This window comes from Dysgonomonas sp. UBA7710 (genome assembly GCF_002482385.1).
Classification (GTDB): domain Bacteria; phylum Bacteroidota; class Bacteroidia; order Bacteroidales; family Dysgonomonadaceae; genus Dysgonomonas.
Window position 1 is genome coordinate 1 of the sequence record NZ_DLFW01000002.1, and the last position, 20391, is coordinate 20391.

Genomic DNA, 20391 nt, shown 5'->3' on the forward strand with positions numbered 1-20391 from the left:
GAGAATGTATATAACCAGGTGAAGGAGTACCTGAAATAATGAATTAATAAGCCGATATGCCAATGTGCCAATGGGACTCCAGAGTCTTCATGCCATTGGCACATTGGCACATTATATAATTAGCACCTTAGAATAAATGAGCTTATTTCCCATCCCCTCAAAACCCGTCGGACTGGCCAGTGACCATGCCGGCTACCCGGTGAAAGAATATATCATCAGCCTGTTCAGGGAACAGGGCATTCCTTATACCGATTTCGGTACCTATGGTACGGATAGTGTCGATTATCCCGACTTCGGCCATAGGCTGGGAGAGGCCATCGACAGCGGCGAGTGTGACAAGGGCATCGCCATCTGCGGGACGGGCAACGGTATCAACATGGCTTTGAACCATCACAGGCATGTAAGAAGCGCCCTTTGCTGGAATACGGAGATCGCAAGGCTGGTCAGGATGCATAACGATGCCAATGTGCTGACTCTGCCCGGCAGATTTGTATCTCAGAAAGAGGCCTATGATATGATTGAAGTCTTCTTCAATACCGACTTCGAAGGTGGAAGGCATCAGGGCAGGATTGATAAGATTAATGGCTGAACAGGAAAAGACAGGATTATTGACAATCCTGCCTTCTCCTATTTAGTATGCTAATTCCTGACAGATAGTGAGATTCCTGTGTATGTACAAGAGAATGAGTGGGATGTAAAACAAATAAGGGAGAAAGTGTTTTTCATAGCGATTTAATATAATGTTAAACGCCAAATGTTATTTCCAGTCCTCTTTTGTCTGCTTCACCATCCGGATTGTTCCGTCTTCGTTATAGTATAGCTTATCTACGCAAATGGAACGAAGCCAGTCGTTAAATTCGCCATTTTTAAGGGAGAGCGAACTGTCATGATAGAACGAATACCATTGTCCTTTGTATTCCACAATCGAGCCGTGATTAGTATAACTGTTGGTGGGTTCCATGTAGATACCTTTATGTTCCCATGGACCGAGAGGACTCTTACTGATCGCGTAACGCATCCTGTTATCACCTTTTACTCCGTCATTCCAGTTTTCATCGTGATTATCAGAGTATGACAAGTAGTAGATGCCATTGCGTTTATGTACCCAGGCGGCTTCATGGAAATCATACAAACCTTCCATCTTTTGCAGTTTTCCGTCTACCTCCATCATATTGTCTTTCAGTTTACCTGCAAGACAAACGCCTCCACCTCCCTGATAGATATAAGCCTGTCCGTCGTCATCGATAAATACATTAGGGTCGATATGAGCTTCCATTCCTTTCACATATCCTTGTACTACGAAGTCTTTTGCCGGGTGCTTACTTGTAGCTACGCCTATTTTCCAGCTTTTGTTCCAGTTCGATTCGCTCGGATGCGGAAAGTAGAAGTAATACGTCCCGTTCCTGTAGACGCAATCGGGAGCCCACATAAATCCGCCTTCGGGTCTACCCCAGGGTACCTGGCTTGAACGGAGTATTTCGCCATGGTCTACCCAGTTTACCATATCGTCGGTAGAGAATACATGGTACTGGTCCATCAGGTCGCAACCTCTCGGGGGTGCAATATCATGTGATGCATATACATACAGGCGGCCGTCGGCCCATACACGTGCAGACGGATCGGCTGTGTACATGTGTTGTATAAACGGATTTTTCTGACAGGAAACATTGGTTGGTAGCAGTGTGAATGCGAGGATGCACAAGGCAAAAAGAGTTCTTTTCATTTTCTTAACTTGATTATATTGTTATTTGTATGTTGCTCTAAGTATAAAGTCTACTATCGGCGCAGGATTAGGAAAACTATGCGGATGATGCTTAAACCCCTTCTTCATCATTACGGTAATATTACCACCCAGGGCCTTGATCTTCTCTTCGAAGAAAAGTGTCTGGGTAGGCGAGACCGCTTCATCCTGATCGGCACAGAGTATCAGTATGGGATATTTCCCTTTTACTATTTCCTTTACCTTATCTGTAGGGCTACCTTTGAAATTGCGGATATCATCTTTCGTTTTCAGCCCGTATGCAGCCATAAAATCTCTTGTCATTTCCCCCAAGTCGCCTTCCCTGTCGGCCAGATAGCGGCAATCGAGCAAAGGATTATCTACATATACACAGCTTATCTTGTCGGGATTGGCTGCTGCCCAGCAGAATGAGTACATAGCTCCGCGGCTCATTCCTTCCATTGTGCTCTTTTTAGATAATCCCGCTTTGGTCAGTATCTTATAAAAATCAGACCAGATGGATAATGCTTCCTTATTTCCCATCAGTTCGGCTACATCACAATAGACCAGATGGAATCCTCTTTCGAGCAAGGCTATGTCTGTCTGAGGTTCGTGTGCCCAGAAGCGTGTGCGCCAAATCCATGGTTTGCCCGGTGCGGCTTCTTTGGGCTTTACCACTTTGCATTCATGTCCTCTTAATTTGAAGTCGGCACATATATATCCGCTGAAATCGGAAGTAGTATAGGGTGCTTTGATATTCCTCAGTATATCAAATTCTTTGTCTGTCTTTAGAGTTACCTGTTCGAATAATCTGCGGGCAATGATAGCAGCACCTTCATTGTCAGGATGAATATTATCAGGCATTAAATCCTTCCTGTTAATAAGTAAGGGATGCATATCCAATACTTCAATGCCTTCTTTATAGACTGCCCTGCGGAGGCCCGGAATTATCTTATTCACAATCACGGCATCCCATATCTGCATCGTATCAGGTTCGAACGAAACAAAAGGAAGCATCAGTATAACCCGCGGATTAGACGGCAGTTGCCTGAAAGACTTTATCATATCGATACAATCCTCTTCCATTTCATTCATATAGATACGATTCTGAACTTTGGCATCATTTCCTCCCAAATCGATGAATACGATATCAGGATTACTGGCGAGCGCTTGTTTATATTGTTCGGTTTCCCAGTAAGGGAAGTCCCCTTTACGTAACATTGTGCGGCTTCCAAGCCCGAAATTGAGAACTTTATATTCATTACCAAGTAAACTACCCAATTGTGCAGGATACGAATCCTTCTTCGGGTCGGTTGTACGCGCACCTTCGGTAATACTGGCTCCCACACATGCAATTCTTTTTTGTGCATGAACAGAAGCTACTGTTAACAAACAGAATAAGAGACTAATAATATATTTCATTTTGTTACGGCTATATTCTGGGTAAGATGTATGTCGCTGGATGAACTTCCGACCATTATTTCAAATTCCCCGGGTTCTACTACACGTTTCATCTCCATATTAATCAAAGACAGGTGTTCGGGAGTCAATACGATTTTTACCTCTTTGCTTTCCCCCGCTTTCAGGAATACATTAGCGAAGCCCTTCAATAGTTTTACAGGAGTAGTGACACTGCTTACCTTATCGTTTATATATAACTGTACTATCTCTGTCCCATCCATATTTCCTGTATTTCTCAGGTTGATAGAGACCGTGATATTATCAGTCGTCTTCGGATTTTCGGGTTGTATGCTTAGAGCCGAGTAGGTGAAATTGGTATAGCTGAGCCCATACCCGAATTCATATAGTGGATCTCCGTTCCCGTCTACATATCTGCGGCTGGCAGATGGTTTCTTTGAATAATATATAGGTAACGAGCCTTGTTCTTTCGGGAAGCTGATGGATAATTTACCCGAAGGGTTATAGTCACCCCAAAGAACATCGGTCACAGCATCTCCTCCGGCTTCACCCGGATACCATGCCTGAAGAAGGGCATTCGAATTTGCAGCTATTTCCGTAAGCACAAGCGGGCGGCCTGTAAGCATTACTGTTACAACAGGTTTATTGGTCTGTTTCGCTGTTTTGAGAATATCCAGATCGGCTTGATGAGGGTATAGGTTTTGCCTGTCACGGCTTTCACCTACTTCGTCGTTTGTTTCGCCGATTACAACTATTGTAACATCGGAAGCGGCAGCAGCATTTGCTACATCCCTGTACAAAGATGAAGATGTGAGTTGTGTCATTCTCCATTTCAGATTGATGTAAGCAATATCTTCTATCTCGGCATATTCCAGTGTAATGGGAACAGGTTTTCCGGCTGTCATCCTTATTGTCTTACTGCCTGTCTGTTTTCGCTTGGTATTTCCCCAGCAATCGATAAGGAGTTCATTGTTTATGGATACACGTGCATAATCATCGGCATTCAGCTGGAATTCGTATTCGCCTGATACGGGGGCTGTGATAGTTCCGCTCCAGCGTACGGAGAAATTATCAGAGTTCACACCGGGAGCGGGACTCAGATTGTGCCAGTAAACAGACAGGTTATCACCGGTAGACGTATAGACCGGCGAGCCTTTAAAGTCGACATTGTTGAAGAACTCCATATCCAGCCCGTTCTTATCGGGAGTCGATTTCGGATTCAGAGCCGTTAAAGGGATATTTGAGAAGCGTTCCGATATATCACTGTTTACAAAGTTGATCTTTACATTATCGCCGAATCTTTTTTTCAAGGCCTGATATATTGTTACACCTTTTGCCCCGGCGGGAGAGTAACCTCCTAACGAAGATACATTGGCCAGATTACCGACAAGGGCGATGGATTTAATGTCCTTTTTTAAAGGTAATACTTTGCCTTTATTTCCCAGTAATACGATTGATTTCCGGGCAGCTTCAAGGGCTAATTTCCGGTGCTCTTCACTATGGAATACTTTTGCTATTAAAGATTCATCAGTATATGGATTATCGAAGAGTCCGAGTTCGAATTTTACCCTCAATATACTACCTACCGCCCTGTCCAAATCTTTTTCCGATAGTTTACCTTCTTTCACAACCTGCACGACTGTATTCTGAAATACATCGTGGGGATAATCATAAAACTGCATATCCAGCCCTGCAGAGAGCGCATTTACAATCGCTTCTTCACCCGACGCGGCAGTATGGTGGTCTTTATATTGCTTGGCTATCGCACCTAGGTCTGATACGACGAATCCGTCAAATTTCCATTCGTCACGCAATATGTCTTTTAGTAGCCACGGGTCGGCAATAGCCGGTACACCATCTCTTTCGTGATAGGCTGCCATAATCCCTTTCGCCTTTGCTTCGGTAACGGCTTTCTCGAATACATAGAGATGTGTGGAACGGGCTTCGCGTTCACCGATAAAGACAGGTGAAGTATTTACTCCCCCTTCGGGGATACCGTGTATGGCAAAGTGCTTCGGTTCGGCAACAACGGTATTATTATCTTTCAGGCTGTTGCCCTGCATTCCTTTTATCAGACTGACAGCGTAACGTGACGAAAGGTAAGGGTCTTCCCCGAATGTTTCTTCGGTACGTCCCCAACGGATATCGCGGGCCAGATCCAGATTAGGTCCCAGTATGAAATGTACGCCATGTGCCCGGGCCTCAGCGGCAATGGCTTTGCCTATATTATTTACCAATATGGTATCCCATGAGGAAGAATTACCTATCGGGGTGGGGAATGTAGTCGCTCCTTCGCCCTGATAGCCATGCAATGCTTCTTCTATAAATATAACGGGGATTCCCAGACGGGAATTCTCTATCGCGCGTTTTTGCACTGCATTGGCAATTGCAGCCGTTTTAGGATAAAAATCGTGAATGGAACCTATGCACATGGAATCTATGAAATGTATAGCTTGCGCCTCATTAAGCTTATCGGGGCCATCGAGTATATCATTCGCTGAAAGCATATCCAGCTGGGCGGCCTTCTCCTCTAATGTCATCCGGGAGAGCAGGTCGTTTACCCTTTCTTCTACCGGCGCGTTTGCATTTTTGTAACGTGGCGTGTCTGAACATCCTGCACTGAGGAGCAGCAGAAAAACTGCGACACAGATGTAATTTATCTTTCTCATGGGTATAATTTTAATCAAGGCTATTTAGTTGATTTTTCCTGAATCAAAAGTATTTCTACTCCATTAAAATAACCTTAACAGGAACATTAAGACACGCTTAATTACGCATTAATACTACATTTTAACGTTAATTTCTTTTCCATCGAATACAATAAGGTGATCTGCCTTGTCCGGTAAAGACCAGATGCTTTTCCCGGCAGGCAAAAGGGTAATTCTGAAAGTCCGTTTAGATAACATACCCGGAAATTCTCCTTGTCTTGCACCTATGTTAAGGGTTTGGTTTGTATCGTCCCACTTCATTTTGATTGTGGAATAAATACCTTTCTCATAATTGTAATTATTGTTTTCGTCTTCATATAAAACAAATTCGGTGTCAGCGCCCGGATATATGAAAATATTGAGGTTATCCCAGTTCTTCTCTTCTGCATATTGCACTTTTGGCCCCCAAGGCAGAATTGTGCCGGCCTTTATATATAAAGGAATAATGTCGATAGGAGCGGCTTTGCTTATCTCCTGTCCTCCTTTGATTTTCTCTCCTGTCCAGAAGTCATACCAGTCAGCACCTTTCGGCAGGTACACTTTTTGTATTTTTGCCGCGCTGAAGTCGGCGACCGTCCTGCCGTCCCGTGTACGGTTTACATACATAGAGTCGGTTACAGGTGTTACGAGGATAGATTTTCCAAACATAAACTGGTTGTCTATGTCATATACTTTCGGATCCTTTGCAAAATCCATCATCAAAGCGCGCATCATCGAGCCCGAATTATTTGTAATGTCATGTCCTGTCGAATACATATAAGGCATCAGACTATAACGCATATTGATATACTTTTCCTGTACATCGAAGGCCCAGTCTCCTCTTTTTCCGAACTGATAGATTTCCCGCGGGGTGTTTGTTCCATGCGAACGCATCATCGGAGTAAATGTACCGAATTGCAGCCAGCGTACATATAGTTCGTGGAAAGCGATATCTTTAATTCCTTCGGGATATGCCCTGCCTGCCCAGAAACCGCCTATATCGGTATTCCAGTAAGGAATGCCACAAAGAGAAAAGTTTAATCCTGCCGGAATCTGTTTACGCAGGGTGCTCCATCTGGAATCGATATCTCCCGACCAGGAATTTGCACCATAACGTTGCTGCCCGGCAAAAGCCGAGCGGGTGAAAATATACACACGCTTATCCGCAGTTACTTTTCGCTGGTTATCGTAAACGCCTCCGACAGAAACGATGGGGAAAGCATTGGAGATGTCTCTGTAAGTTCCCAGATAAGTAGCTCCGTCGAGAGTTTCCCCGTTGATATTATCCTCCGGCTCCGTGGCATCGAGCCACCAAGCATCCATACCTAACGAGAAGATGTTTTTGTTCATGTAATCCCAGTATATTTTTCGGGCTTCGGGGTTGAATGCATCATATACTCTTACCCCATTGTTGTGGGGGTAAGTATCGAAGTTCAGCAATAGTTTCTTTTTTTTCAAATCTTTGTGAATAGCGGTATTCGGACCGAAAGACGGCCATACCGATATAGCCACATGTGCATTCAGACCGTGTATATCCTCCACCATTTGCTTTGGGTTGGGGAAGGCCGGATTTCCGAATTCGACAGCGTTCCAATGCGTGTTATCGGTACTCCAGTATTGCCAGTCCTGTATGATGCCATCGAGAGGAACTCCCAGTTCGCGGTATTTCCTGACAGTGCCTACCAGTTCATCCTGAGAGGTATAACGCTCGCGGCTCTGCCAGAATCCATACGTCCAGAGCGGGAACATAGGCACCTGCCCTGTAAGGTCACGTATCCGGGCGATAGTGCCGTCCGCATCTTTCCCATACATAAAGTAATAATCGATGCACTTGCCCGAGACCGATGTTAATGACATCCCATCGAAGGAGTCTTTATATTCGGTTTCTGAATAATTATCCCAGAATACAGCATATTCTTTTACCGAGTGGATAATAGGAACAGCAATCTCCGTATTCATCTGACGCAGGCGTACGCTTTTTCCTCTCTGATTCATATATCCTTGCTGGTGTTGTCCCAGTCCGTATATGGCTTCCTGCTTGTCCAGCAGGAAGGTTTGTTGAATCTCACAGGTCTTCCCGCTTTTGTACTGTTTGTCCGTAAAGAGAGAGGAAGAGCTTTTTTCAGCAATGAACGGACGGGTGTCCAATCCATTGAATTGTACATCCCCTGTTGTCAGGTTGAGGGTAACAATTATTTCAGAAGATGAAAGGGTAATTACATTATTAAACCTGTCTGTTTTAAAAGCTGTCTTTTCCGGTATCTTTATTACTGAAAGACTCTTTTTATTAATCTTCTCGGTTTTAGGATATTTCAAAACCCTGACAATCTCAGGACTATAGAATTGTAACTCAATCGTAGTCTGGCCGACTTCAGCTTTTACACCTTGAGATGTTTGCTGATAGCTTTGTGCACTCAATAGCGTAGACAAAGCCATCAACATAAGGATTATAATAAAATTCTTCATGTCCTGTTGTTATTCCGTACCTAGATTTCCAGTTATATAGGTATTCTTTGCATTATTGTTTATGCGGACTTTCCCCTTAATGGTATTTTCACTGACAATAGCGCGCTGTACGTCTTTACTGATAGTAATCTGCGGACTGTCGTGCATAAAGTCGCATCCACGTACTACGATGGAACCACCGTTTACCTGTATTGCACTTCTGTTCTCCTTGTTTCTGTCCCATTGTACGAAAATACAGTCGGAGAAACCTACGGTTCCTTCTCCGTTAACTTTAGCAATCTGATTGCATGGGCCCCAGAATGCGCTGTTTACAAAACGTACATTTCCATGATTAGCTGCGGTTACTTCCACCATTGTAGGGTCATCGCCATTCAGGGCAACAAATTCCCCGTTAGTGATAAGTATTCCGTAAGCTGCGCTCTGTTCTACTTTTACAGATGTATGGCAGGCATCGGCTCCTATTCCGAGGAAGTTCCCGTTACATGAACCTGTGCTGCCCTGACTAGCCCCGAATTTATATCCTATATTATACCCGAAACAGAAAGTATTTATTACATAATGCCAGTCGGTGCGCTCGAAAATGAAAGCCTCACCATGCTCCCTTTGCCAGTTGTAAAGCGTCGGTTTCATACTCCACCATGGATTCCAGTGTACATTCTCAATACGGCCTATGTCATAGATGGCATCTACATATATACCTCTGCGGAGCGGCTGCCCGCTGATATTGCGTATAAGGGCGCGTTCGTTATGCGATGCGTCGATAGCATTATAAGGATTGAGCATTTCCACATCGAGAAGAGCCGGATTTTTACCTTTCATAGCTACCCCCCACGGATAAGCATCAGGTATCTTATCAGGGTCTTGCGACGGCCAGTACATCACAACACCTCGCAGGGTACTGTTTGTATTGATCGTTATGGCAGGTGTGGCTTCTATGTCTTTGCCCTTGTTGCCGGTGATAAGCAGCGTTGTGCCGTCATCACCCGGTTTTGGCAGTCCGGCGTTGCGGATACCATTATGCGATGGTACCGATTCTATCGAACCCTTTAAGGTAACGGCTTGCGGAATATTCAGCGATCCGGCGATCAGATACGTGCCATTAGGCAAATAAACAGTCCCTCCTCTTTTACCGAAAGAGTTCATTGCTTTTTGGATAGCGTCCGTGTCATCTGTGACTCCATCCGCTTTTGCTCCGAAATCCTTAACAGAAACAACATCAACGGATTCCGGATAAGGCTTGATGTCCGCATCCTGTTGTTTTTTACTTAATCCCTGTGCCGACATGCTTGTTGTACCAAAGATGAAGAGCAGTGTAAATATTATTTTTTTCATAATAAATAGAATTTATTGAACTTTATTTTTTGTATTATATATCTTCTTTCCTTTATTAATACCATTCTCATTAAATGAGTCCATGGAGAAATAATACTCCGAATCTCGATTGAAGAAACGTCCTTCAAAGAAATTATCGGAATATATCATTGCTGCATTTCTTAACTGGTCTTTTTTTACTCCCCATCGGAGGATATAACCGTTTGTATCAGCGGTTTTGTCCCAATTCAGTCTTATTATTCTCTTATCTACGGCATCTCTTTCAACGCGGATATCAGGAGTTTTTTCCGGTAGCTTTCCCTGTCCGTTTCCAAATATCCTGAGATCGTATAATGAGAAATTTCCGGGTACGTTTTTTGTGTTTTTTATGCGGATATATCTTGTTTTCTGTGGGCTATCGAGGAGAATAAGTTCATGTGCCATATCCTTATTGTTGGAAGTTCTGTCGACGATTGTTTCCCAGTCGGCGCCATCTGCTGAGCACTCTATGATATACTGGTAGGAATATGTTTCCGGAGCTCGCATCGTGAAGTTATGATCTGCAAAGTTTATCTGAATAGCATTTACAGTCATCGGCTTGCCCAAGTCGGTTTGTAGCCATTCACCCGGTTTACCCGAAGCAGCAGCCCACCATGTTTCTATTTTCTCATCATTTGCTTTTGTCGGTTCGTATCCTGTCAGGGACGAAGATGCCGTAATTGTTTTGCCATAGGATAATATATTCCATGACATGGAGCAGTCATTTTTTTCCATATCTATTTTCCTACCGGGAATATAGAAAGGATAGTCGGAGAGCACGGTATGGGAATGTAATACATCGTCAGGCGACATATAAGCAGGGAATAATCCGATTCTTCGTTCAAACATATGCCTTACCGAGATAGTCATGGTAGCCACATGCCAGTAATTTCCGTATTTGTCCCTGAATGTATGGCCGTGTCCTGCACCGCCGATAAATCCTCCGGGTTTGAAAGAGAAAGGGCTGCTTTCTACATAAGTGTACGGGCCCAGAGGATTATCGGATATATATAATCCATCGCCATAAATGCGGTATTGTGTCCCCGGCGCAGCATATTGCAGGTAGTATTTACCCTTGTGTTTGATAATACAAGGGCCTTCATTCCATCCGGTACGGGCTTCTTCATTATTTACTCCCGGTACTTCCCATCCGTATTTATCACCGTTATGCCTGATGAGTACGACTGCTTCACCTATTTCCTTAAACCCGTTGTCAGGGTCAACCCGGACACCCATTATAGGATCTACATCGGAGCATCCCCAGTAAAGATAGACCTTTCCGTCATCGTCCTTGTAAAAAGCAGGATCAGTCATTCCGTGATTAAACTGACTGCCTGTATCTACCCAGTTGTCTTCTTCGGGATTGGTAGTACTGAATATTTTAGGAGTACCTGAACCCAGATAATACAGCGCATCGTTGTGCACAAGAACGGTGGGTGCGTAGCCTTCAATGGTTTCAATAGATTTACACGGAATATAAGTCCATTCGCTTAAATCGGGGGAACTCCAGTATCCCCCCGACTTAGAGGCGAATAAATAGTACTTTCCCTTAAAGTATTCTATGACAGGGTCGGCAGCTTCCCTCCGTGTTGGATCATCGAACTGGAATCGATAATTCAGATTAAGGGGATTAGCTATTATTTGCCTGTTTCCACTATTAGTCTGACTTTTAGAAAAAGGACTGTAAAGAATGAATAAACCTAAAAAAAATAATATGTATGAATGTATTTTATACATGCTTTTATAATTTAATTATAATTTTCCGGCAGAAGGTGGGACGTCATTAGTTCCCCAATCCCGGTTCGGTTTATTACCCATGACAAGTATAAGTTTACCTCCGTTTTCTATATCCGAATGGCTGAACCAAGGTTTATTCCAGTCTTTTCCATTTAATGTTGCCGACTGGATGTATTTATTATCGTCGGAATAGTTCTGAGCTTCTATTTCGAATACTTTACCGTTACTCATTGTCATCTTAGCATTTGCAAAAAACGGACTACCTATATTATACACAGGCATTCCCGGGGTTACGGGATAGAAGCCCATCATAGAGAATACGACAAAAGCAGAAGTACCACCGCCGTCTTCATCTCCGGGTACGCCCATCAGGTCATTGCGGAACCATTGTTTCAGCAATGTATGAATACGTTTTTGCGTCTTCCATGGCTGTCCGGCATAGTTATATAAATATGGGATATGAAGGCTCGGCTCGTTTGCCATCGAGAATTGTCCTACATTGCCTGTATGGTCGGGAAGTTGTCCGTAAAATTCAGGCTTGCCTTTACCCAGCGGTTCTACGAATGTACGATTCAGATTAGCGATAAATTGGTCGTTTCCGCCCATCAGGCTGATAAGGTCGGCTACATTGTGAGGAACATCCCAGCGGTAAACCCAGCCATTATTTTCCCCATAATAATCACGTGCACCCATTCCTCCCGAATAGCGGTAATCGAACGGTTCGATGAATTTTCCGTTTTTATCCTTAGGATGGAAGAATCCTGTTTCGGCATTATAAACGTTTCTGTAATTATAAGAACATTTCAGGTAGTAGTCGGCTTCTTCCGTTTTGCCCAATGCTTTAGCTATTTGAGAGAGACACCATTGGTCGTAAGACGTACCGAGAGTGACGGCGATAGGCTGGCGCTTCTCGAACGAATTTACGTTCTCTACAGTTTCCTTCTCTCCCGAATATAAGGCTGGAATATAGCCATGTTCTTTATAGAATTCGTCGAGCCATCCGGCAGGCGCACCCGACCACGGAATTAGAGTTTTTTCTTCTATACCTTTTTTACAGGCGATATATGCTTTTTCAAGGTCGAAGCCTTTCAGCCCTTTAGTATAACCGTCTATAACAGTAGCTACGGCATGATTCGAATTCATCCGGCGCGAATCTCCGGTGATTTCGGGGAATGTAGGCATCCAGTTGTCACCCATCTGTTGGGCCATCAGCAGGTATGAATTGATGATGTTTACTTCTGTTTCTGCCTCGATGAGTATGCGCAAAGGATGGGTAGCCCTGTAAGTATCCCAGATCCAGTCGTCGGTATAGAATGGTTTGCCTCCGTCTTCGTGTACCTTTCCGTCGAAAGCACTGAAATAGTGTCCGTCTTCACTGATGCAAACCGGACGTTCATAACAACGATACAGAGATGTATAGAATACGGTTTTCTCTGTATCGTTGCTTCCATTCACCTTAATTTTACCTAAAACCTCATTCCAAATCGCGCGGCCTTTGTCGGCGAGTTGTTTTACGTTATAATCTTTTTGTTCCCTTTGCAGGTTGTTCTTTGCCTGTTCTTCGCTGATAAATGAAATACCATAGCGAAGGTTTATAGTTTGCGCCTTGTCGCCGTAATATAAAACGACAAAAGAATTCTTGCCCTGAGCTTGTTTCCGGCTCTCATCGATTGCGTTATCTTTCCATGTGCCGGATTGTATAGGGGTCTGCTCTGTTTCCAGATATATATAGACATTTGTATTGTTTTCAAGTTTTTGATATCCGCTAACTGTATTTCCATCTACTTTGATTTCTCCGTCTTTGGAATTAAGTATCAGGTAAACAGGCGAGTCAGTTTGAGTATAATCAATCTGATAAATGGCTGATTGATGTGAAGGTGCATATTGAATATGCGTTTGCTGGTCGTCCAGATCTACCTCGTAGTGGTATGGAGCCAGTTTTTCCCTGTCGTAACTATATGCAATGACAGGTTTTATATTTTCTTCGGAGCCCTGATAAGGGCTAAGGTTGAATGCCGAACGTCCTCTGTGGCTGGTTACAATCAATGGCAGTCCGTTGATTACATCACCCGTGAAATCGGCCCGTTCGGGATATACCCTGAGCATGCTGTTTGGCAGGTGGATGGTAGGATAGGTGGGTACAAGCAAGTGGCTGATATTCCCCATGTAAGGGTTTACATAGTCGACCGGCTGCTTGTTTGTACTATCATTGTTTATTGATGTACAAGCTGATAAAATAAGGATACAGATAAATAAACAGATATTACTGATCTTCATAATTAGTAATTTATTAAGTTGGTATTATTTTTACAAAAACGAAGGAAACTTATCCCAACTAACAAAAGGATTAATTTTGCATTAATATCCGGATAAATTATAATTAGACTTATTAATCCGGAATTTTTATATTCCGGATTAATAAATCCTTTGTTGACACTTTATTCAAGTTTTTTCAAATTGAGAATTACTATGGAATTGTAACCACCGTAATCGGAGAATAGTTAAATCTATTGCTTCCGACGTTTGTACTTGCTCCGGCACGTACATGATAGGTATATTCGGATTTAACCGGAAGCGGTCCGATTCTGATGCGCGGACTGGTATCACTGTCTACCCAAGCCGGGTCCAACCATTTGCAGGCGTCGGCCCAACTCCTGTTCGTCGCGATTCTGCCCTTGGTTCCTCTCTCATCGAATGCGGTAGCGGGGTTATCATCAACATGATCCCTGTATTCGGCGATGTCGATGCGGCTGTCTGTCCCATTTCCACAGAATATAGTACGGCTAATGAAGCCCTGTATATCGCGAATATTCGGAAGCCCATCTCTGCGCGGAGCTTTTATCCTGAAGTACATGGTCAGTGACGGCTGAATGTTAGGAACCTCTTGTGTACCAAAATCCCAGGTTCCCACTTCTGTTTCAAAATCAATGATCTGCAAATATGGCGTAACGGTAAAATCCTGTCTCGTAGAGCTTGACAGCTTCACGTTTTTCACAGTGTCCACAGGCCAGAAAGGCCCGTCATAAGGAAGCATATCGTAAGTCCCCGCAAACAATTTGGTATTCTGGTATGTACCGTCTTGTTTGATCCGCAGATCTTGTTTGTCGGTAGCACCGCCTTCCTGTCCTGTCCAACTTCTTTCCCAAATACGGATTTGCCAGTCGTTTTGGGATGCGAGTAACGGCTCTCCGGTGTAGGAATCGATTACCGTACCATAGAAAGTACAATCGGGCTCATCCCAGTTGTCGATAGATGTACAGGAAGACAGACCCCAAAGGGCTATTCCAAATAAATATAATATCTTTTTCATATTTTATTCAAATTATCGATTATTAAATTAACGGAGTGGATTCTGAGGTAACAGATTACTGTTCTTATTGATTTCACCCTGAGGAATTCCCTGATAGTAGCACTTCTTTTCGGCCGTCCATGTCCTGTTACCCATTTCACGTTCGTTCAGGTAGATATATTTATCTTCGTTTATTATGTAGTAGCAGGAAAGAATCCTTGGTGTCCATCGGTCATAAACCCGGTCGGCCACCCTCCAGCGACGGAGGTCCCACCAGCGTTGGTTTTCACCCCACAATTCGCGATAGCGTTCGTCGCGGATAAACTGCAGGTTCTCATCAATCGGATAACCGTATGTCGAGCTCAGATCAGCTGGACTGGCCTTGTAAGGGCGTATATCTTTACAGCCTGCGCGGTCGCGTATCTTTTGGATGTAATCGAAAGCTTCTGTTTTTTTACCTAGCTCATAACATGCTTCCGCCGTATTCAGGTAGATTTCGCCTAAGCGTAATACAATCCACGGTTGTACGCTGGCATGTTCTCTAACCTTATCCACCGGCATATCCGGATTTACATATTTACGCACAAATGCGCCGGTAAGGCAATTGTTTTCACCGCCTTCGTTATTGCGCGTCCCATGTTTTGGGATAATGTAGATTCCTTCATACATTTGACTTCTATCGCCCCAGTTACTTACCACACGGTTGCCATTCATGTTAGGCGCTTCGGTGTCGTTGCCGTCCTTCACGTCGGTAGCTTTCCATGTGAAGGTTTTGTATAGGCCACGCCCGATTTCGAATGTCTGTCCGCGCAGTTCATCGCCGTTGAAAAACATGCAGCCGCGCATACGTGGTTCCATGCCATCGCGGATATCGCCGCGTTTGGCGAAACGTTTCGGTGTACCATCCGGGTTAACGATTTCCGGAAAATCATACATACGCATCAAATCCAGGGCAGGATAACTCTGGCTGCCTACAAAGCTCGACATAGACGGCGTAGGCGACATCCCCGCATCCCATGAGTGCGGTATAAGGAAGGTCTTCTGAGGCTCGCCGTCGTGGGCGTCCATCGTGTATGACTTGATAAAAATATTCTCGGTAGAAGCCGGGTCCAGGAATAATGATGCGAAATTAGCTGCTTTATCCGGATATTTGGCTGTATACAAGGCATACGGCCCCTGTTCCACAATCTTGCCTGCATCGTATGAGTACTGGAAAAATTCGGAAGCTTTCGACGGATCGATACCGACAAATCCTTGCTGGTAAGCGGCCTCGTTCTGGTAACCAAGATATTGCGAATATTTGGCTATGGTTCCGGCATACAGCATGGTACGCGACATCAGCGCTGCGGCAACGTATTTATTGGCTCGGGTTGTGCCGTCAGTCCCGGGTCCCGACATATTATCTATGGCAAACTGCAAATCGTCGTGGATAAATTTCCATGTATCGTATTCAGTATTGCGGGGTACGGCCAACGTTTGAGGATCATCATCAGGGTTTTGTGCTTCTTTAATAATAGGTACTCCTCCGTAACGTTTCGCCATCCCGAAATAATAGAAAGCACGCAGGAAATGCGCCTCGCCCAATAAATTATTATATGTTTGTTCGGTTGAAAAATTTGCTTTATAGTTCGGAAAAGCCGTAATGAAGGAGTTCAACTCGCGGATATAGTCGTAAGGCCAATAATCGGCCCCGTCATTATTTATCTGCATCCAGGAGTTGACGAATTCGCCGCTCATATTCTGCAAGTTATTTTTCATCGCCTCCCAGGTGCCCCAAGGATCGTTTCCGTTACCCTTACGATAAGGAGTATCTTCGTTCCGGGCCATATAGAGGAACTCTTCTATTGGCAAAAAGGTATACTGCCCCGCGAAGAACATTTTCGCCCCGGCTTCGCTGCCGAATAATTCGCTTTCTCCCATAACTCCCTTAGGCTCCAGGGTCAGGTCGTAACAGGAAGTGACAAGAAAGCCTATTAAAGCTGTAAATAATATTTTCTTTATTTTCATGATGCTCGGTTGTTTAGAATTTAATACTTGCTCCAATGGTATAAGTCCTGTTGTTCGGATAAGCATACATATCGGCATATCCGGCACTACCCAGTGTGGCCCCAATATTTTCCACACTACTCGGGCGTTCAGGGTCTATTCCTTTTAGTTTGCTTATTGTCAGTAGGTTGTAGACGTTGAAATAGACTCTCAGATTTCTCATGCCTGCTTTTGCCAATATTTTTGCCGGTATAGTGTAGCCCAGTTCCAGGGTTTTCAGGCGTATGTATGATGCATCCCTCATGCCGTTTGTGCCTGTGCGGCGCCCGTCGTGGCCGGTAACCGGGTAATAACCTGAGATCCATTCTGTATTCGGATTGAAATAATCGGCATTGACGTTGGCCGGACGCCATCGGTCCATAAACCATTCCATGGTATTTCTACCGCCGAAAGGCAAGGCTTCGGTAAACACTTCCGAGAGTTGTTGGTAAATGCCGTAAGCTCCCTGGAAATTGGCACTCAGGTCGAGATTGTTCCAGCTTGCTCCCATCGACAGCCCGAAATTTACTGATGCCAACCCTTTGGTAGCTATAGGGTGTTTGTCGCTGTCGTCGATGATACCGTCTCCGTTCCAGTCCACAATCGACCAGTCGCCCGGTGTTGATCCCTGAGCCATAGGATATTGTGAGAAATTGAGTATATCCTGCACATTCGTGAACATGCTTCCTGATTCGTTTTCCCAATATATATCGTTATAACGCCCGTCGGTACGGTTTCTCCAGTAATCGAAAGAGTTACTGGCAGGTGTTTCCGACCATTTGGTACGCATACTCCGGGTTGCGGAAATTTGTCCCGAAACAAAATAATCGACTGTCCTGATACGGTTACGGTGCGTCAGTTCTATTTCCCACCCGAAATTGCGGTCGTCGTTTAGGTTAATATCAGGTAGGTTCGCACCCACTGTGCCCGGTATTACGGCGGTATTGGCAGCAAGTAATCCGGAACGGTCGCGGCGGAAAATATCGAAACTCCCGCTCAGTAATGAGTTAAAAATATCGAAATCCAATCCGATGTCCGCCATTTTGACTTTATACCAAGTCAGATTCGGATTCGGAAGGGCTCCCGGTTTAACGCTGGTCATGAACGAGTCGCCGAATACCCATCCGCGCGTTTGAGTAAGGTCGTATCCGATATAGTTCTGGGGGTAGTTTTTAGCGGCGGCATCGTCTCCCATTACACCATAGGAAGCTCTTATCTTCAGATTGTTAATGAAGCTCCACTTGTTTTTGATAAATCCTTCCTCACTGATACGCCATCCGAGCGAAACGGATGGGAAGAAACCCCAGCGTGAGCCTTCCGGATAGCGGGATGAACCGTCGTAGCGGAAACGGAAATCCGCTAGGTATTTGCCGGCATAATCGTAGTTGAACTGTCCGATGAAGGCTTGGTTCAAGCGATCTCCTAATCCACTTGAAGTGGCTTGTTGCCCTTCGGCATCTCCTGCGAAAAGATATTCCGAATTAACCGACAGGTTGCGTTGCGCCTGAAAACCATCCCAATTAGAGAACGCTTCTTCAAAGACCACAACTCCGTTGACGCTATGCAACCCGAATTTGTTGTTGTAAAGCAATTTGAGCTGCATATCCGTGTCGTAATTGAAATTTGCCGAACGAGTTATCCGGGATTTGCCGTCGGCGGCGTTTTTTTGCATTGGTGTGTATTTTCCATCCTGTCCGTAGTCGTACAAATAATAGGCATGTTGGTACGAAGTATTATCGGGCAAGGACATGGCGTAGTCGTATGATGTCTGCGCCGATAGGCCTTTAATACCCGGTATCTCGTAGGTCAATGTCAGGGTTCCGTTCAGGCGCCGCGATTTATTTAACCTGTAGCCTGAATAATCGGAATTGGTGGATGCCAGCAGGTTGTCGCCATCGTTGATATAAGTGCTGTTCCCATTCAGGTATTCCGGATTATCGTTGGCATAAAAGGAAGCGTTAGGCTGGGTTAGCCAAGCGTTTTTATAGACCGCCCATAAACCGGTATTTGGTTCGTGAGTGTTGGTCAGGATAGCGCCTATCTGCACACCGGCGCTGAGGCGATTCGTTATTTTCGCGTCTATATTGGTACGGAAGTTCCATTTATCGGCCCATAAAGAACCGCTCTTGTAATTACCGTCCTGCTTGCTGTAACCTAAATTCGTGAAAAAGCGTATCCGGTCATTTCCTCCGTCGATGCTGAGAGTATGTTCCGTTTGCGGAGTAAGGTCTTTGAAGATGGCACCCATCCAGTCGTAGCTCTGTCTGGTACCGTCTAACCAAGGCTGTATTTCTTCTTCTCCGTGGCGTGCGGACATGCGATTCAGATAGTTATTCCCGAAATTCTGCCACTGTTGTTCATTGCGTAACGTAAACCAGTCTACAGCAGATACCCCTTTCGGAATATAGATCATTTGCTGTAAGGTATAGCTTCCCGAATAAGTGATGTCCACTTTTCCGTTCTGGGCCGTACCTTTTTTTGTAGTAATCAGGATAACCCCGTTGGCCGCACGTAAGCCGTAAACGGCTGCAGCTGCGTCTTTAAGAACAGTGACAGATTCGATTTCTTCAGCGCTCATACGGGAAAAATAGTCCTGGTCGCGGGTTATTCCGTCCACAACGAATAGGGGGGTGCTCCGAACGCCGTTTGTTACATCGTTCATACCACGGATGTCGATAACGGTGTTATACGCGCCGGGCTGGGACGACCGTTGTGTAATACGTACCCCGGGCACCTTTCCGGTCAGCATATTCACTACGTTTTCGTTTTTGGTGACCGTAAGTTCTTTGTTGCTTACCGTAGATACGGCACCTGTCAGGGTCGCTTTCTTTTGTGCGGCATATCCGGTAACTACAACCTCTTCCAGCTGTCTGTTATCCTCTTCCAGTTGTACGGAAATATCGGTATTACTACCCACAGGGATTTCCTTTTTGATATATCCGATAAACGAAACGGTCAGTTTATCATTAGCAGAGGCTTCGATACTGAAACTACCGTCTACATTTGTCAATGTTCCTCTCTGGGTTCCATTGACGGTTACAGATGCACCGGGGATTGCTTCACCTTGTGTATCGGTAACAGTACCACGAACAGTTCTTGTTTGCGAGAATGCCAGTATAGGCATTGCCAGAAACAAAAACATAAGGAAAGCATAGCGTTGCGTAACGCACATGATATCCCCTTTTCTAATTTTAATTTTTTGTTTGTGATTTTCCATAATACTTTATTAAATGGAGAGTAATTAAATAATACAAATAGTGCTTTATCAGAATGTATAAACATATAGTGACTAATACAGATCGATGAAATGTGTAAATGTTTTTTAATATATAGAATCGTTATAATGGGTTCTTTAAGTTGAATACATCGGGAATATTACTTGTCGGAAACAGTTTGTTTTTTTAGAATTGATTCAGGTTGCTTTACACTTTTATAGGTATTGTCATTATAGAAACGGATTCTTTATTTTTCAGCAATGCTCATTTCAGGTTCAGGATGAATTCATGGGTTTCCTTTTCATATTTATAAATTAGATTTAACAGCATTTAAGTTTTGGCGAATTTATATGATACATATTAATGTTTTTATAAAAAAAACATTAACAAAATCATTAAAATTTCTATAATTCAGGCTTTTAAACCTTTTATTCATAAGGGTTTCATTAATTCGGGAGCATAACTAATGCTTTTGTATCCGGA

The 20391-nt window shown here is 44.2% G+C and carries 11 protein-coding genes; 1 reads left to right on the top strand and 10 read right to left on the bottom strand.

Annotated features, from left to right (window positions below; genetic code table 11):
• The first annotated feature begins 136 nt into the window (after window positions 1-136).
• The gene (locus B3317_RS00360) at window positions 137-589 is read left to right on the top strand and encodes an RpiB/LacA/LacB family sugar-phosphate isomerase (RefSeq protein ID WP_291107221.1); all 453 of its coding nucleotides are present in this window, start codon (window positions 137-139) and stop codon (window positions 587-589) included.
• 168 nt (window positions 590-757) lie between these two features.
• Here the strand turns inward: B3317_RS00360 and B3317_RS00365 are convergent, their stop codons facing one another.
• The 10 genes from B3317_RS00365 to B3317_RS00410 form a co-directional block, all read right to left on the bottom strand.
• Window positions 758-1723: a family 43 glycosylhydrolase gene (locus tag B3317_RS00365; protein ID WP_291107224.1), complete on the bottom strand. Its 966-nt coding sequence runs from the start codon at window positions 1721-1723 to the stop codon at window positions 758-760.
• A 21-nt stretch (window positions 1724-1744) separates the two neighbouring features.
• Complete coding sequence (locus tag B3317_RS00370) at window positions 1745-3142, bottom strand: GDSL-type esterase/lipase family protein (protein WP_291107226.1); 1398 nt, start codon at window positions 3140-3142, stop codon at window positions 1745-1747.
• A complete protein-coding gene (locus tag B3317_RS00375) occupies window positions 3139-5808 on the bottom strand; it encodes a glycoside hydrolase family 3 protein (protein WP_291107229.1) in 2670 nt (889 codons plus the stop codon). The genes B3317_RS00370 and B3317_RS00375 overlap by 4 nt, the downstream gene beginning before the upstream one ends.
• Before the next feature lie 114 nt (window positions 5809-5922).
• Window positions 5923-8292: a TIM-barrel domain-containing protein gene (locus B3317_RS00380; RefSeq protein WP_291107232.1), complete on the bottom strand. Its 2370-nt coding sequence runs from the start codon at window positions 8290-8292 to the stop codon at window positions 5923-5925.
• 9 nt (window positions 8293-8301) lie between these two features.
• On the bottom strand, window positions 8302-9624 hold the full coding sequence (locus tag B3317_RS00385) for a glycosyl hydrolase family 28-related protein (RefSeq protein ID WP_291107234.1): 1323 nt from the start codon (window positions 9622-9624) through the stop codon (window positions 8302-8304).
• Between the two features lie 12 nt (window positions 9625-9636).
• The gene (locus B3317_RS00390) at window positions 9637-11379 is read right to left on the bottom strand and encodes a family 43 glycosylhydrolase (protein ID WP_291107237.1); all 1743 of its coding nucleotides are present in this window, start codon (window positions 11377-11379) and stop codon (window positions 9637-9639) included.
• Window positions 11380-11394: 15 nt separating this feature from the next.
• Window positions 11395-13656, bottom strand: coding sequence for a GH92 family glycosyl hydrolase (locus B3317_RS00395; RefSeq protein WP_291107240.1), 2262 nt, complete (start codon window positions 13654-13656; stop codon window positions 11395-11397).
• A gap of 190 nt (window positions 13657-13846) precedes the next feature.
• Window positions 13847-14689 carry a DUF3823 domain-containing protein gene (locus B3317_RS00400; protein ID WP_291107243.1) on the bottom strand — a complete coding sequence of 281 codons (843 nt, stop codon included), beginning with the start codon at window positions 14687-14689 and terminating at the stop codon, window positions 13847-13849.
• 27 nt (window positions 14690-14716) lie between these two features.
• Window positions 14717-16675: a RagB/SusD family nutrient uptake outer membrane protein gene (locus B3317_RS00405; protein ID WP_291107246.1), complete on the bottom strand. Its 1959-nt coding sequence runs from the start codon at window positions 16673-16675 to the stop codon at window positions 14717-14719.
• Between the two features lie 13 nt (window positions 16676-16688).
• Complete coding sequence (locus B3317_RS00410) at window positions 16689-19910, bottom strand: SusC/RagA family TonB-linked outer membrane protein (RefSeq protein WP_291107249.1); 3222 nt, start codon at window positions 19908-19910, stop codon at window positions 16689-16691.
• Window positions 19911-20391 lie beyond the last annotated feature (481 nt).

Bases quoted from the DNA above. Each gene is read 5' to 3' on its own strand.
- B3317_RS00360 (WP_291107221.1), top strand. From the start codon at position 137: ATGAGCTTATTTCCCATCCCCTCAAAACCCGTCGGACTGGCCAGTGAC.
- B3317_RS00365 (WP_291107224.1), bottom strand. From the start codon at position 1,723: ATGAAAAGAACTCTTTTTGCCTTGTGCATCCTCGCATTCACACTGCTA.
- B3317_RS00370 (WP_291107226.1), bottom strand. From the start codon at position 3,142: ATGAAATATATTATTAGTCTCTTATTCTGTTTGTTAACAGTAGCTTCT.
- B3317_RS00375 (WP_291107229.1), bottom strand. From the start codon at position 5,808: ATGAGAAAGATAAATTACATCTGTGTCGCAGTTTTTCTGCTGCTCCTC.
- B3317_RS00380 (WP_291107232.1), bottom strand. From the start codon at position 8,292: ATGAAGAATTTTATTATAATCCTTATGTTGATGGCTTTGTCTACGCTA.
- B3317_RS00385 (WP_291107234.1), bottom strand. From the start codon at position 9,624: ATGAAAAAAATAATATTTACACTGCTCTTCATCTTTGGTACAACAAGC.
- B3317_RS00390 (WP_291107237.1), bottom strand. From the start codon at position 11,379: ATGTATAAAATACATTCATACATATTATTTTTTTTAGGTTTATTCATT.
- B3317_RS00395 (WP_291107240.1), bottom strand. From the start codon at position 13,656: ATGAAGATCAGTAATATCTGTTTATTTATCTGTATCCTTATTTTATCA.
- B3317_RS00400 (WP_291107243.1), bottom strand. From the start codon at position 14,689: ATGAAAAAGATATTATATTTATTTGGAATAGCCCTTTGGGGTCTGTCT.
- B3317_RS00405 (WP_291107246.1), bottom strand. From the start codon at position 16,675: ATGAAAATAAAGAAAATATTATTTACAGCTTTAATAGGCTTTCTTGTC.
- B3317_RS00410 (WP_291107249.1), bottom strand. From the start codon at position 19,910: ATGGAAAATCACAAACAAAAAATTAAAATTAGAAAAGGGGATATCATG.